The organism is Leptothoe sp. EHU-05/26/07-4 (assembly GCF_043421015.1).
GTDB classification, from domain to species: Bacteria; Cyanobacteriota; Cyanobacteriia; order Phormidesmidales; family Phormidesmidaceae; genus Leptothoe; species Leptothoe turfae.
The window spans coordinates 1,342,948-1,357,109 of the sequence record NZ_JAXSQV010000007.1; the positions used below are offsets into that span (position 1 = coordinate 1,342,948).

Annotated in this window: 14 protein-coding genes; 8 read left to right on the forward strand and 6 right to left on the reverse strand. The window is 48.3% G+C overall.

What is annotated here, in order from left to right; translation table 11 throughout:
- Positions 1-104: 104 nt before the first annotated feature.
- From U2F10_RS30440 to ureC, 7 genes are all read left to right on the forward strand, one after another.
- Positions 105-1,328: a M20 metallopeptidase family protein gene (locus U2F10_RS30440; protein ID WP_499874144.1), complete on the forward strand. Its 1,224-nt coding sequence runs from the start codon at positions 105-107 to the stop codon at positions 1,326-1,328.
- Between the two features lie 91 nt (positions 1,329-1,419).
- On the forward strand, positions 1,420-2,295 hold the full coding sequence (locus tag U2F10_RS30445; RefSeq protein ID WP_499874145.1) for an urease accessory protein UreD: 876 nt from the start codon (positions 1,420-1,422) through the stop codon (positions 2,293-2,295).
- A gap of 128 nt (positions 2,296-2,423) precedes the next feature.
- Positions 2,424-2,726: an urease subunit gamma gene (ureA, locus tag U2F10_RS30450; RefSeq protein WP_163663928.1), complete on the forward strand. Its 303-nt coding sequence runs from the start codon at positions 2,424-2,426 to the stop codon at positions 2,724-2,726.
- A gap of 54 nt (positions 2,727-2,780) precedes the next feature.
- On the forward strand, positions 2,781-3,860 hold the full coding sequence (locus U2F10_RS30455; protein WP_499874146.1) for a S41 family peptidase: 1,080 nt from the start codon (positions 2,781-2,783) through the stop codon (positions 3,858-3,860).
- Positions 3,860-4,183: an urease subunit beta gene (locus tag U2F10_RS30460; protein ID WP_163663939.1), complete on the forward strand. Its 324-nt coding sequence runs from the start codon at positions 3,860-3,862 to the stop codon at positions 4,181-4,183. The genes U2F10_RS30455 and U2F10_RS30460 overlap by 1 nt, the downstream gene beginning before the upstream one ends.
- Before the next feature lie 265 nt (positions 4,184-4,448).
- Complete coding sequence (locus tag U2F10_RS30465; protein WP_163663940.1) at positions 4,449-5,234, forward strand: SH3 domain-containing protein; 786 nt, start codon at positions 4,449-4,451, stop codon at positions 5,232-5,234.
- Positions 5,235-5,331: 97 nt separating this feature from the next.
- Positions 5,332-7,041, forward strand: a complete 1,710-nt coding sequence (gene ureC / locus U2F10_RS30470) for an urease subunit alpha (RefSeq protein ID WP_499874147.1) — start codon at positions 5,332-5,334, stop codon at positions 7,039-7,041.
- A gap of 199 nt (positions 7,042-7,240) precedes the next feature.
- Here the strand turns inward: ureC and U2F10_RS30475 are convergent, their stop codons facing one another.
- The 5 genes from U2F10_RS30475 to U2F10_RS30495 all read right to left on the reverse strand — a co-directional run bounded on the left by U2F10_RS30475 (position 7,241) and on the right by U2F10_RS30495 (position 12,577).
- Positions 7,241-8,095: an STM4011 family radical SAM protein gene (locus U2F10_RS30475; protein WP_499874148.1), complete on the reverse strand. Its 855-nt coding sequence runs from the start codon at positions 8,093-8,095 to the stop codon at positions 7,241-7,243.
- A gap of 21 nt (positions 8,096-8,116) precedes the next feature.
- Positions 8,117-9,433, reverse strand: coding sequence for an STM4012 family radical SAM protein (locus U2F10_RS30480; RefSeq protein ID WP_499874149.1), 1,317 nt, complete (start codon positions 9,431-9,433; stop codon positions 8,117-8,119).
- A gap of 47 nt (positions 9,434-9,480) precedes the next feature.
- Entirely contained in the window at positions 9,481-10,299 is an 819-nt protein-coding gene (locus U2F10_RS30485) for an STM4013/SEN3800 family hydrolase (RefSeq protein WP_499874150.1), read from the reverse strand.
- Positions 10,262-11,467, reverse strand: coding sequence for an STM4014 family protein (locus U2F10_RS30490; RefSeq protein ID WP_499874152.1), 1,206 nt, complete (start codon positions 11,465-11,467; stop codon positions 10,262-10,264). Before U2F10_RS30490 ends, U2F10_RS30485 begins: the two co-directional genes overlap by 38 nt.
- Positions 11,468-11,548: 81 nt before the next feature.
- Positions 11,549-12,577 carry an STM4015 family protein gene (locus U2F10_RS30495; RefSeq protein ID WP_163703089.1) on the reverse strand — a complete coding sequence of 343 codons (1,029 nt, stop codon included), beginning with the start codon at positions 12,575-12,577 and terminating at the stop codon, positions 11,549-11,551.
- A gap of 453 nt (positions 12,578-13,030) precedes the next feature.
- Here U2F10_RS30495 and U2F10_RS30500 point away from each other — a divergent pair, with 453 nt between their 5' ends.
- A complete protein-coding gene (locus tag U2F10_RS30500) occupies positions 13,031-13,477 on the forward strand; it encodes an SRPBCC family protein (protein WP_163703090.1) in 447 nt (148 codons plus the stop codon).
- 177 nt (positions 13,478-13,654) lie between these two features.
- On the opposite strand, the gene U2F10_RS30505 is transcribed toward U2F10_RS30500, so the two are convergent.
- The gene (locus tag U2F10_RS30505) at positions 13,655-14,116 is read right to left on the reverse strand and encodes a hypothetical protein (RefSeq protein ID WP_006517892.1); all 462 of its coding nucleotides are present in this window, start codon (positions 14,114-14,116) and stop codon (positions 13,655-13,657) included.
- Positions 14,117-14,162: the final 46 nt, after the last annotated feature.

Sequence of the window (14,162 nt, forward strand, 5' to 3'; positions counted from 1 at the left end):
TGCAAGGCAGTGTTGGCATCAGATATGGGTGGTATAAAGCTGCAGAAGACCTAGCTACGCCAGAATTTATATACTGAGCTTATAAATGTGTCTGCTAAGGTCCTATGGTTTCAACGCTGCCCGCCAATACGCGAATTTCTAAAGCTCCGCCTCAAGTGCGGGACAACATTAAAACTCTGCAATCGCAGTTGGTGGAGTGGCGGCGTCATCTACATCAGCGCCCAGAGCTAGGTTTTGAAGAGACTATAACGGCTGACTTTATCACTCAGCAGCTGACTCGGTGGGGTATTGAACACCAAACTGGCATTGCTAAAACCGGTATTGTCGCTACTATCCAAGGCTCTCGCCCTGGTCCGGTGCTGGCGATTCGAGCTGATATGGATGCTCTGCCCATACAAGAGCTGAACCAGGTGCCTTATCGCTCGCTCCATAACGGTAAAATGCATGCCTGCGGCCATGATGGTCATGTCACCATTGCTTTGGGGATAGCCCATTATCTAGCGCTGCACCGCGATACCTTTGCTGGAACAGTTAAAATTATTTTTCAACCTGCAGAAGAAGGGCCTGGCGGTGCCAAACCCATGATTGAGGCTGGCGTACTCAGCCAGCCTGAGGTGGACGCTATTATTGGTCTGCACATTTGGAATAATTTACCTTTGGGAACAGTGGGTGTGCGCAGTGGCCCACTGATGGCCGCTACTGAATATTTTCACTGCACGATTCAAGGGCGTGGAGGTCATGGGGCTTTGCCACATCAGACCGTTGATTCTATTGTGGTTGGGGCACAGGTGGTGACCGCATTACAAACTATTGTTGCCCGTAACATTAGCCCCATTGAGTCTGCTGTTGTTACCGTTGGAGAATTTCAGGCTGGCACAGCGGTAAATGTGATTGCTAATAGCGCGCGTCTCAGCGGCACTGTGCGTTACTTTAACCCAGCGTATCGAGACTTGTTGCCAGAGCGCATGGAAGCCATCATTGCTGGAGTGTGTCAGGCCCATGGAGCCAGCTACCAGTTTGACTATACTCGCTTGTATCCGCCGGTCATTAATGATGCAACCATTGCTGAGTTGGTTAAATCTGTTGCCAGCTCAGTGATTGAAACGCCTGCTGGTGTGGTGCCAGAATGCCAGACCATGGGCGGTGAGGATATGTCATTTTTCTTGCAAGAGAAACCCGGTTGTTATTTCTTTTTAGGATCGGCAAACCCTGATTTAAATCTGGCATATCCCCATCATCACCCCCGGTTTGACTTTGATGAAACAGTCTTGGGAACAGGTGTGGAAATATTTGTACGATGTGTGGAGCGCTTTTGCCAACAGAAATAAACAGGTAGGGGCATTGCATGCAATACCCCTACCTGTTAGATGCCCGATATGGGGAGAATGCGTTTGGCCCACCATTGAACAGTAAAAATTAATGAGAACAACAAATACAGTTCCATCAGAGCAAGCAATAGAAGAGCGTTGTTGGCGAGGTAGTCTGGATCTTCGCTTCGCCAATATGGATGGCAGAACTTTTCCTGCAAAGAGTTTCAGTACATCTCCATTACGTATTCAGCGACCTTTTTACCCGGTGGCGGCCCCAGAAAATTGTCAAAGTGTGATTGTCCATACGGCAGGGGGAATGGTGGGGGGCGATCAGCTGGATATGGTGATCACAGCTGAGGCTGATACTCAGGTCTTAGTGACCACAGCGGCAGCCCATAAGGTATATCGAAGTCAGGGGGATTGGGCACAGCAGACGATTCAGCTCACGGTTGCCAATGGTGCCTATGTGGAATGGCTGCCTCAGGAGCTGATTTTATTTGATGGTGGGCGGTTTCAACAATCCCTGAAAGTGGATTTAGAGCCTGGTGGGGTGTGGCTGAGTTGGGATATTACTCGGTTTGGGCGCAGTGCCAGGGGAGAGACGCTGACGACTGGCCAGTGGCGATCGCAAACCGAAATCTGGCAGCAGGGTACTCCCCTATGGATCGACCAGCAACAGCTTTTAGGGGGGGCTGAGGTCCTGGGTAGTCGGAATGGATTAGCTGGATATCCAGTCGTCGGTACGTTTTTGTTATTGGGTAAGTCCATTACTCCAGAACATCTCAGTGCCATCAGAACTCGCCTTAATTTAAAGAGCCTAACGGGGTGTGACGCCGGTGTTACCCAATTAGAACAGGGACTGGTGGCCCGTTACCGAGGCTCCTCTAGTCAAATCGCTCGACAGTATTTTATTGATATCTGGCAATATTTGCGAGCCAAAGTGCTGGACCAGAAAAGCTATATACCAAGGGTTTGGGGAGTTTAATCTGCTTTTGTGTTGTCAGGTGGGTACAGCCCACCTGACCTATTTTATTTAGATAACGTTTAGCTCTAAGTTGACCGCAGCAGATCCTGGTTTAATATCTCTGTTGTGGTTAGTCTCCGTCGCATCCTATGCAACTCACTCCTCAAGAAAAAGATAAGCTGCTGATTTTTACGGCTGCTTTGGTGGCTGAGCGTCGTAAAGAGCGAGGGCTAAAGCTTAACCACCCAGAATCCGTGGCCTATATTTCTGCCGCAATTTTAGAAGGCGCGCGCGATGGCCGGACAGTGGCTGACTTGATGACCTACGGCACAACGTTACTGAACCTTAATGATGTCATGGATGGCGTGGCGGAAATGATTCACGAAGTTCAGGTGGAAGCGACGTTCCCAGATGGTACTAAGCTGGTTACCGTACATAATCCAATTCAGTAGAAGACGTTGCATGCAACGTCTGTACATTCAAAATTCGATTGTTTAGGCGTTTTTATGGTTGAGTCCGATGGTTCTGATGGTTTTATAAGTTCTGGTGGCGGTTTTCAGGATATAGACCTGGATCAGGAAAGTCGTACCCATGTGTTGGAGGCGATTGCTGAGGCCTTAGACCGCTATGCGTTTCCAGAAGCGGCGGCAAAAGCTCAGGCAGATATTCGACAACGGCTGAGCGATGGCGGCTACAGTGACATTGTTAGCGGACATCAGTTTGCAGAAACCCTAACCAATCAGCTGCAAACCCTGACTGAGGATCAGAGTATTCAGGTGTATTTTAGCCCTGCACCGCTGCCAGACTTAAATGCTGATACACCACCGACGGCTGAAGAGCTGGCCTATCAGAAGCAACAAAGCCAGCGTCGTAACTTTGATATCAATCAGGTGGAACGACTGTCAGGCAATTTAGGATTTTTGCAGCTCTATGGGTTTGAACCACCCGAATTTGCTGGGGAAACCTTAGCGGCGGCTATGGCCTTTGTGGCGAATACAGACGGCTTAATCATTGACCTACGTTATAACCGGGGTGGTTCGCCGGGAATGGTAGCACTGCTGTGTAGCTACCTTTTACCCGCTTATCCAGCCGTTCACCTGAGCGATGTGCATTGGCCTTCGGAACAACGCACTCAACAAAGTTGGACATCGGCCTATGTAGGGGGTCCGCGTTACCTGGACCGATCTGTCTATGTTTTGACTGGGCCAGAAACGGCGACAGCAGCTGAGGAATTTGCTTATACACTGAAACAGCTTGATCGGATTACGTTAATTGGCGAAACAACGGCTGGAAAAGCTAATCCAGGAGCTGGTCAGCGGTTACATGACCATTTTTGGATGTTCTTGCCCACGGGGCAGGTGCTTAACCCAATAACGGGTAGAAATTGGGAGGGTAGTGGCGTATTGCCAGACTTTAAGGTACCGATAGAACTAGCCATGAAAGTTGCCCACTATATGGGATTAACCGACTTAAGTAAAAAGCCTGGAGCCCTGGATCGAGAGCTGGAAGCTGCTCTAGAAACGGTGAAAAAGCAACTTGATCAAATGCAGCAAGATTTAATTAGTCAGCTTGGAGGATTACGATAATGTCTGGTAGTTCTACCGTTGTTCCTGGGGAACTGTTGCCCGCAGCAGGTGACATTGAACTTAATGCCGGTCGCCCAACTGTCACGTTAACTGTGGCTAACAGCGGGGATCGCCCCATTCAAGTTGGTTCGCATTTTCATTTCTATGAAGTGAATAATGCGTTGCAATTTGATCGAGATCAGACCAAGGGAATGCGTCTAGATATTCCGGCGGGGACAGCAGTCAGGTTTGAACCGGGGGATGAGCGCTCTGTAACATTGGTTGCGTTGGCAGGAGAGCGTAGAGTCTATGGATTTAACCAACGGATAGAAGGTAGCGTGTAGGACTGCTAAAAAATCAGCACTTTGTTCAGTGACAACACAACAAAACGTTGATTATGTCTGATATGGGGATTAACTCCTTGAATCAGGAAAATGTCTCCTGGATAGAGCTGCAAATTTGTCCACATCCAGAGCTGTCATTGCTTCGTAGAGGGAACGATTAGTTTGGATGTGATGTGAATGCCGATGTGTTCTGTCTCTGGCGGTATCTGGTCCAACCGGGCGACCACACCTGTTAAATGTGTTCTGAGATTAACTGACGTTGACTATGTTACGACTACACCATTTTGCTGCAATTGCTTGCCTACAAGGGGCATTGCTCTTGGGTAATGTGCCAGTATTGGGGCAAACATCTGATGAAGCTGTAGGGTTACCAGCGGCCATTACGCCTAACTTAGAAGGGATTGTAGACCTTGCAGAGACAGACTTGCCTCTCGGTGTAGGCTACCTATCCCCACGTCGTCGTGCCGGTGTGCAGGCGGATTGGTTGTCGGAGGTGGAACTGCCGCTTTACAGCGAGCCCGGTGGCGATCATTGGGGCTGGATTTGGCAAGGTTGGCTGATTCCCAATGGGCAACAGGCGTTTGCCATTGGTCGTGATGCCAGCTTTACGATGGTTAGTGTAGACCCGCTACTGCTTGCATTTCCTGTGCTAGAAGCCCGTGAAGATGGCTGGTTGCAACTGCAATATACCAATGGTGGCAGTGCGTGGATTCACCGTGAACAATTGGATGATCGCGGCATGGAACTCTCGTTTTATTCCTGGGCAGATCGATTGGCTGAAGCTGATATCGTAGCTTTGAGAAATAGAAATGATGCTCAAGTGTTGCGATCTCAACCCGAACGAGGTCGCAACGTCCTGAGCCTGGTTAGTCCTAGCAGCCTGATCGAACCCTTGGAAGTCAAAGACAACTGGATTCGTGTCCGTGTTACTCGCCCCGCCAATGGCTGTGAGCCCCTAGCGGGTGCTAGTGAGCAAGAAGGCTGGCTACAGTGGCAAAACAACGATGGGGAAGTGTTACTGTTGCCGAGTCGGGACGAATGTGCGGGGTAGAAGGTTAAAAATGTTCGTCATATACTCGTCGGAGCTCCGTAGCTAGCGTAAGCTATCCAGTGGCTTTGTTTTTTTCCTTTAACTCCAGGAGACTCCGATGAGCTACCGCATGGATCGCCGCGCCTATGCTGAAACCTATGGCCCCACCGTAGGAGATCGGGTTCGTTTAGCAGATACGGCACTGGTGATCGAGGTAGAACAGGACTTTACCACCTATGGCGATGAGGTCAAATTTGGTGGTGGTAAAGTAATCCGCGATGGCATGGGCCAATCGCCAATTACGCGGGCTGATGGCGCGGTGGACATGGTAATCACCAACGCGCTGATTTTGGACTGGTGGGGAATTGTTAAAGCCGATATTGGGATTAAAGACGGTCGCATTGCCAAGATTGGAAAGGCAGGAAACCCTTATATTCAGGACAATGTAGACATTATTATTGGCCCCTCTACCGAAGCGGTGGCTGGTGAGGGCATGATTGTTACCGCTGGGGGCATCGACTCCCATATTCACTTTATTTGCCCCCAGCAGATAGAGACGGCCATTGCCAGCGGTGTGACCACGATGATCGGTGGTGGTACTGGACCAGCGACCGGAACAAATGCCACTACCTGTACCCCTGGAGCTTGGAACATGTATCGCATGTTGCAAGCGGCGGATGCATTTCCCATGAATCTGGGGTTTCTAGGTAAAGGCAATAGTGCTCAGCCTCAAGGTCTGGTGGAACAAGTGCAAGCTGGTGCGATGGGTCTGAAGCTCCATGAAGACTGGGGCACAACACCAGGTGCCATTGACACTTGCCTGGCTGTGGCCGATGACTTTGATGTGCAGGTGGCGATCCACACCGACACCCTCAACGAAGCTGGGTTTGTAGAGAACACCATTGCTGCCTTTAAGAATCGCGTGATTCACACCTATCACACTGAAGGGGCGGGGGGCGGACATGCACCAGACATTATTAAAGTGTGTGGCGAAGCCAATGTGCTGCCGTCATCCACAAACCCCACGCGCCCCTATACGCGCAATACGCTGGATGAACACCTAGATATGCTGATGGTGTGTCATCATCTGAGCCCCAGTATTCCTGAGGATGTGGCCTTTGCCGAGTCTCGTATTCGCCGAGAGACCATTGCGGCTGAGGATATCCTGCATGACCTCGGTGCCTTTAGCATGATTGCGTCGGACTCCCAGGCCATGGGGCGTGTAGGTGAAGTGGTCATTCGTACCTGGCAGACGGCTCACAAGATGAAAGTGCAGCGGGGGTCCCTGGCAGAAGATTCTGACCGTAACGATAACCATCGTGCTAAGCGCTACGTGGCTAAGTACACGATCAATCCTGCAATTACCCATGGCATTGCCCATGAGGTTGGTTCTCTAGAAGCGGGTAAGCTGGCAGATATTTGTCTGTGGAAGCCCGCATTCTTTGGGGTGAAACCCGAGATTGTGATTAAGGGTGGGGCTATTGCCTGGGCTCAGATGGGTGACCCCAATGCCAGTATTCCCACACCGCAGCCTATCCATATGCGACCTATGTTTGGTAGCTTTGGCGGTGCTATTGGTAGCACATCCCTAACATTTATTTCTAAGGTCGCTGCTGAGGCAGATATTGCTGGCCAAATTGGGTTACAGACAACGGCTGTGGCAGTGAGCGGCTGTCGTAATCTCAGTAAGGCCGACATGAAGCTAAATGACTATCAGCCCAAGATGGAAGTGGATCCTGAGACCTATGAAGTGCGAGCTGACGGGCAATTGCTCACTTGTGAGCCAGCTGAAGAGCTGCCCATGGCCCAGAGGTATTTCTTGTTTTAGGAGATATGGAGATATTTAGAGAAACATGGACTGAACTCACATAGGGTGAATGTTGAACATATTAATCCCAAAAACGGTCAGTCAGCATCTGGAAACCTAGATACAGTATGAGATTGAATACACGAGTTTTCCAAAAAACACTGAAAAATCTAAACTCTATCTGAATGAAGAAAGTTTTTAGCTAGCAAAGGTTTTACGGCTATTTAAATCGTTGGGGAATCCTTTCCAGGATACGATTGCCAAACACATGATCCAGACCTAAATCGTTCATGTGTACGTAACCAATATGACAGTGGCATGTGTCATTGGTACAGACGCGTTCCCGTAGAGCCTCTTCAAAGTTGGGATGATAAATATTGCCGATGGGGGCTTTAATAAAATGGCATCGGCGCATAGTTCCTTCTCCATCCACAGAGAAGGCCGATTCCCCGGTGCGGCATGCTTTACCAAGACTGGGATAATAGTGGGTGTTTAATTCGTAAAGTGGATCAATGGTTTGGAAAAAGACGCGGTCTTCTGGGGTAAGTTGAGGTAGCTCAGCTTTGACGGCGTTGATCCATAGATAGACGTTGGTAGGCAACGCTTTGCGAAGAGATCGAATGGCGGGGATGAATTTTGGAAAACCCACGACACCAACACTAAATTGGATGTTTTGGTTAATAAGAGTTTGACACTTTTGTAGAAAGTGTTTTTCATTGGACCATTCTGGATGAAAGGTGGCCCAGAGGGCTAGAGTGTTTGGCTCTGCCTGACTTATCCAGTCAAGATGGCAAGATAAATTGGTTTGGATGGCGACTTTTTGTACATTGGGTAGGTGGGATAGATGACTGAGATTCTCTTGATACCATTTATGAATTAATGCTTCGCCCCATGGGGTAAAGAGGATGCCAAAGTTGTGTTCAGTGTGTTCTGTAATCCATTGGACAAATCGTTTTAAGGCCTGACGGTCCACATCGAGTTCGGTAGTCGTTTGTTGGCGTTTGGCAAAGGGACAGTAATGACAGCCGTAATTACAGCTGATTAGAGGGCCTCGATAAAGAATGCTGAGATCCATGTTTGATTGATTGAATGGTTATTATTTGATTTTATAGGTGTTCATTAGGGTGTTGATATTGTCTGAAAATAGGCTGGGGCCAATGGCATCTGAGCGTTCTAGACCTAGTTCAGTAAGGTGTAGGTGGTGATGGTGTTGTTGCAGAAGCTTCAGAGTTAGGAAATGCTGTAGCTTTGGAAAATCGGTTAATGCGTCCGTGTGAAAGCGATCGCAATACCCCCCCATATCTAACCCCTCTTGAGACAGTAAAGACAGTAAAATAAATCGCCGCTGTTGTTCTTCTCGATTTAACTCAAAGCCATAGTTAACGATGTCAAAATCTTGATCAGTGCTGTCAATGTAGCGAGCTAGGATATGTTTGATTTCTTTGGCATTGACAGCATAGTCATAGGAATAATGAAGTGCTTGAGTGTAGGATCGGGCTCCGCAGCCCAGGCCTATCATGCCATCGACCTGACAGCAGTAAACGGGACCGGAACGTGAATTCACATCAATTTTCCGAAACATCCGCATTGAGACCTGTTCGTAGCCCTGGTCTAATAATAAATCTCGCCCAGCGCGATAACAGTCTAATCGATGATCATCCCAGGCCTGATTAGTCATTCCTAATCCCGTTAAGGGTCGCACATACAACGGATACAGATATAACTCTTCTGGTTGAAACTGTAGCGCAGTGTGGATAGACTGCAGCCAGCTGTCTATGGTTTGTCCAGGCAATCCATAGATCAAGTCGATATTCAAGGTGGGAAACTCAATTTCGCGAATACGACACAGCACATCTTTAACGACTTCAGCGGTTTGACGACGTTGGGTGGCTAGCACTTCGCTATCGATAAAGCTTTGCACACCGATGCTAATGCGATCGGTGCCATAATCAAACAACAGATATAATTTTTCTGGGGTGGCGGTGTCAGGAGAGACTTCAACAGATACGGGAATTGTTTGCAGGGGTGCTCCCATCGTGGTTGCTGCAATCTCTAAAATCTGTGCCAGGGCTTTAGTGGGGAGTTGGGTGGGGGTGCCACCGCCGAGGGCAAACCGGGCAAATGTTGGATTATCAAGACTCTCCTGAACACGATGGGCCTGTCGTTGAACGGCCTTGATATAATTGTTGATAAAATCATTATCCTGGGTCACCGTGGTGAAGAGATTACAAAAGCCACATCGCATCTCACAAAAGGGAATGTGAATATACAAAAACAGTGAGTTCTGGTCTTCTTTAGACCATACATCGTGAACAGGTTTTACTGGTAAAGGTCGATAACTGGTCTTGTGAGGATAAGAATAAACATAATGTTGATAGGGTGATTGAGTTAATAAGGGAACAGGGACTGTCATAGGAGAAATCCAAGAAAGGATTGAAAACTAACGATACGGTTTTATGACTACTTTATGACTACGTCTGCATAGGGAACTGTCCACACAACTGGATGGGCACAACGGTGACCAGTGTAACCATCTTCACCATAGGTGGTGCCATGGTCTGAACAGAGAATGGCATAGGTGGGGGCGCGACATCTCAGACCTTGCCAGAGGGAAACCAGGGCCTGATCAACATACTCTAATGCAGCACCGTGGCTTTCTATGGAGTCTGCTTGGGCTCCGGGTAAGTAGAAATAGTTGGGCTGATGCAGGGCTGATAGGTTAATGAACAGGAAAATACGTTGTTGTTTGGAAATGACTTGAATGCGATCGCAAGCCAACTTCACCTGACATTCCGTAGACTGCGGATTTGTCACTCCTAATTCCGGTGACCAATACCGTTCCTGAAACAGATTGGGGAGTACACAGCTAAGGGGATTTAGTTGATTAAAAAAGCCTACCCCACCGATACAAATGGTGCGATAACCTTTGGCCGCTAACCCTTCCGGCAGACTAGGGGCATCTAGTACACAAGTTTCTGGGGTGATGGTGGTACTGCCTGCAAAATTTAAGGCAAAGGGGCGGGGGTGCTTTCCCGGTGTGATGGGAGTGGGTAGAAATCCGGCAAAGAATGCTTGATGAGCGGCATAGGTAAAGCTACCGGGAGAGTGCCGAGCCTCCCAGCCTTGGGGAATTAATTGGGCTAAGTTGGGTAAGCGGCCTTGTTCAAATAACCGTTGGGCCACATCGTAGCGGAGGGTATCGAAAGTGAGTAGCAGAATGTCATGGGTGCCGACCAGCTGATTAACGTTCAGTCTGGTGGGTAGATGATGCGTGGACATAGGGTAACCCTTGGTGCTGCTGGAGTAAGGTTTTTATTTCTGTGGTGTAGGTGTCTTCACCTTGCCAGGTGATGCCCCTGAGTAAATCACCAAAGGCATTGACTTCTAAGACATAATGGTCCTTGAAATTGGGGGCAATGAGTAGGTCAATGCCACAGTAAAGGCTTTTGGGAAAGCAGGCAGCGGCCTGTTCGCAGGTGTGCATCATGGTGGCCCAGTTATCAGCGGTAAGGGCTGAGGGGAGATCGGTGATGGATTTGCGATCGCTACCCAAATGCAAATTGGTCATGGGGCTTTTCCCCACACGCACCACCACATGTTTAGCCTCTCCCCCAATCACCACCACCCGCAGGTCAAACTCTCTGCCATCTATCCTGGCCTTAGGCATCCACGCTTCAACTTGAATAGTCTCTTTAGCAAGGAAGTTAATAATCTCGGCAATGTGTTGGGGATTGCGATATTGATAAACCTTGCGAGAATTATAAAATCGCAGTTTACCTTGCTCCATGGTACGCTCCACAGTTGTGATCGCCCGTTCGTTCTCACCACGATAGTCATAGGCAACAACACCTGATGCCGATGAACCATGGGCAAGTTTAATAAAAACACGCCGACAGCCCTGCTGTGCCATCCGTTCCTTAAGCTGATCATAGTTCTGGATCGGCTCTTTGCGCACCAACGAGCATGGAATTGGAATATCGGCATTTTCTAAGATCCGCTGACACCGAATCTTATCAAACATGCTGACAATGTTATCTGGATGATTCATCACCTGCCCTTGCAACGATTGCATCCAAGATTGAAGACAATGTCGCCAACCCAAATACCATTGGCGCGGGTAGAGAATTCTGCCTTTATCTTCAGGCAATTGATAGGCAGCTGTAGCGCTGATCCGCTGATGATCGCCCGAATCATCTACTACAGCGCCAGTGGCAACAAAACCGCGATCAACAACAAAGTTTCGTTCCGGAGCCTCAAACCGAAACCAAGCGTTAGATCCATCCCAATCAGTTAGAGAATTTTTTTCAGCAAGCAGCTCCTCATAGGAGACTAATTGAGCCATAGATAGACCACACCCCCTAAGCGCCTGTTGAAAGAGATCCACTCTACGGCTTTGAGGATTAGCGATGAGAACAAAATTGATCATATCAAGTTGACTATTAGTCATCTATGGAGGAATCAAATAAATTAGGTTCCATTTTTAGCTGTAGAGACGTTGCATACAACGTCTCTACAGCCAGTGGAATTCCTATTCAGACACCACACAATATCGACGAAATTCAGGGTCTTCGTCTTCCTCTTCTTGCCGCTGTCCATCAGCAATGATCTGCATCCCTAACGTCGTCAACTGCTCGATTAGCGCATCCGAGAGATAACTTTCCGACACATTTAAGATTTCTAAATCACGAATAGCAGGGCTCGCCAACAACTCAGTGGCTCCCGCATCTGAGAGCGTCCCCAGAGACAGATCTAACACCCGTAACCTTGGCAGCAGGGCAGACTTTACCAATCGTTCTATAAGTTCATTGGTAAATTTGCTATTGCGCAGTCCCAGGTAAGCCAGATTGGAAAAACACAGATTATCCAAAACAGGTTCTAGATCTTGTTCCCAGCAATCACCACCATAGTTGTCACTGCCAAACCAAAATTCCAAATGCTCCAGGGCAGGCAGCTTCCAATTATAAATTTGATAAACTGTATCGCGACTGAGGCCACCCGTTTCAAGGATTAAGGCCTTCAGATAGTCGTGCTTAGCTGGTGTTGTAAACGTCAGTCCTGTGCCACCCCGCACCTGCAAAATTTCTAACTGAGGATAGGCCAGCAAAAGAGGAGACATATCACTTTGCTGTAGCCAGGAAATTTCACATTCCTCATAGGTAATATCGCCAATAAACAGAGCTTTCAGATTTGGTAAACGATCATTGATTTCCGCTAATGTACTGACCAACTTAGCTGTTGATGATTCCTCCGTGCATACGTCCCCATCCCCTTGCCAAAGGCCTAGGACCAAGGCCTCAATATCAGTAGCTTCAGGTCTGTTTACGAGTTGCTGCAACACCTCAACTAGTGATTCGTCGTCGTCATAGTCACAACGCAAAGCATAGGCTGTATTTTGGGGATTTGCCAAGGACTGATCGTGCTGAAATTCTTGGACTGTTCTATTGGCAAAACGAGTGGTGTGTTTCCCTTCATATCCGCCATAACCTGCTAACCGTTCGGTCAGGTTCCAACCGGGTACCGTATGCTGAGTTCCATTGAACGTGGGTGAATCAGTCATAGTTGAAAACGTGAGAAGACCGCAAAACTTCTTGAATTGGAAATGTCAGTAATGCACCTGCTCTAATGACGTCTTAGATTACCCACACGTTGCCTATGGCTTGCCTAAAGGCTAGCTCCTGCGAAATATGGGAATACGATTTCAGTGCTGACCTGACAATAGCGCAATAATTATCGCGCCTATATCCAATAATAGTTCAAATGAACTATTATTGGGGTGACAAGGTGTGCACTCTGAAGCGTCAATTCTTCAAAAGAGGGCTTATGTGAGTGATGGTTTTGGCTGTGGGATTTTGGGCCAAAGACCACAGATAATATGTGTGATGCCCAGGAAGATTGCGATCGCACTACCCATAAAGTTTAGAAGTCTTAACACCTCAAGACATAGATAATTTCCTTCTCATCTTCATATATAGCTGAGTTTAGGTACCCCAAAAGGACGCCTCCTAATGTTATGACTACCTTTCAATACACCAGCCTGATTGCGGCCTCAACTGCGACCGTTTGGCGTTTTCACGAACGGCCTGACATCCTTACCCTTCTGACACCACCCTGGCAACCTGTCGAAGCCGTTCGCCGTGAAGGTGGCCTTGGCCCTGGAGCCATCAGCGAGTTTCGTCTGTGGCTAGGGCCTGTTCCTATCACCTGGATCGCCCGCCACACCGATGAATATGAACCCAATCGGTTATTTACAGATATCCAAGAAAGCGGCCCACTGGATGCCTGGACCCATCGCCATCGGTTTGAATCCGAAGGTGAGCAAACGCGGTTAACCGACGATATTGTCTTCACCTTGCCGGTAGAGTGGGCCAGTGAACCCCTGATTGGCTGGTTTGTCCTACAGCGTTTGCAGGACATGTTTGACTATCGTCATAAGGTGACGCGGGAGGCTTGTGAGTAGCCCTCACCCTAAATCCCTCCCACCAGGGAGAAGGACTTTGCAGGAAGAAACTCAACTAAAAACTAAAAATTCCCTAAGAAAATAAAATCAATTAACGCCCAAATTTTGGATGTACAAACGTTCCATGGAACGTCTCGTCCATATTTACTTGTGGACTTTTTTATTTATAGCTTGCTCTTACGCAATATCCGCTGGCGGTTCCCCTTTTTCCTTCAGTTGCTGCAATTGTGCCCGCATCACCTGCTCCAGCATGGTTCGCGGCACCTCAATGCCCTGACCTTTTCCCTTTACCTGCATAAAAATAATGCTGTCTAGCTGCTTTAGCGATAACAGCTGAAACAGTAGGTGGGTGCTGGGATGAGGCAGTGCCATCATCTGAGGATTATCAGCTGCGCTGGCTGCTGCCGCTTCTAGGGATGGGTATGCATAGACGACCGTTTTCGTTGTTTTGGGATCTTGCCGACCACGCAGTGTAGTCATGACCCAGCCCTGTCCTAAAGACTGGACGACGTAATATAGTTGTCTTGGCAGTTGACCCGCGATTTCCTTTAACAGGGGTGCTACCAACGAAATTGCCTGACCAGTTGTCTGATCCGGAGCTTCATCAATCAAAGTTTGAATTTGTTTTTCGATATCCATCTGACTTTTTTGATAGTTTCGTGAAAATTACTGACTTTTGTTAGAA

Excerpts from the sequence above, each read along its gene's own strand:
- U2F10_RS30440 (WP_499874144.1), top strand. The coding sequence starts at position 105 with ATGGTTTCAACGCTGCCCGCCAATACGCGAATTTCTAAAGCTCCGCCT.
- U2F10_RS30445 (WP_499874145.1), top strand. The coding sequence starts at position 1,420 with ATGAGAACAACAAATACAGTTCCATCAGAGCAAGCAATAGAAGAGCGT.
- ureA (WP_163663928.1), top strand. The coding sequence starts at position 2,424 with ATGCAACTCACTCCTCAAGAAAAAGATAAGCTGCTGATTTTTACGGCT.
- U2F10_RS30455 (WP_499874146.1), top strand. The coding sequence starts at position 2,781 with ATGGTTGAGTCCGATGGTTCTGATGGTTTTATAAGTTCTGGTGGCGGT.
- U2F10_RS30460 (WP_163663939.1), top strand. The coding sequence starts at position 3,860 with ATGTCTGGTAGTTCTACCGTTGTTCCTGGGGAACTGTTGCCCGCAGCA.
- U2F10_RS30465 (WP_163663940.1), top strand. The coding sequence starts at position 4,449 with ATGTTACGACTACACCATTTTGCTGCAATTGCTTGCCTACAAGGGGCA.
- ureC (WP_499874147.1), top strand. The coding sequence starts at position 5,332 with ATGAGCTACCGCATGGATCGCCGCGCCTATGCTGAAACCTATGGCCCC.
- U2F10_RS30475 (WP_499874148.1), bottom strand. The coding sequence starts at position 8,095 with ATGGATCTCAGCATTCTTTATCGAGGCCCTCTAATCAGCTGTAATTAC.
- U2F10_RS30480 (WP_499874149.1), bottom strand. The coding sequence starts at position 9,433 with ATGACAGTCCCTGTTCCCTTATTAACTCAATCACCCTATCAACATTAT.
- U2F10_RS30485 (WP_499874150.1), bottom strand. The coding sequence starts at position 10,299 with ATGTCCACGCATCATCTACCCACCAGACTGAACGTTAATCAGCTGGTC.
- U2F10_RS30490 (WP_499874152.1), bottom strand. The coding sequence starts at position 11,467 with ATGACTAATAGTCAACTTGATATGATCAATTTTGTTCTCATCGCTAAT.
- U2F10_RS30495 (WP_163703089.1), bottom strand. The coding sequence starts at position 12,577 with ATGACTGATTCACCCACGTTCAATGGAACTCAGCATACGGTACCCGGT.
- U2F10_RS30500 (WP_163703090.1), top strand. The coding sequence starts at position 13,031 with ATGACTACCTTTCAATACACCAGCCTGATTGCGGCCTCAACTGCGACC.
- U2F10_RS30505 (WP_006517892.1), bottom strand. The coding sequence starts at position 14,116 with ATGGATATCGAAAAACAAATTCAAACTTTGATTGATGAAGCTCCGGAT.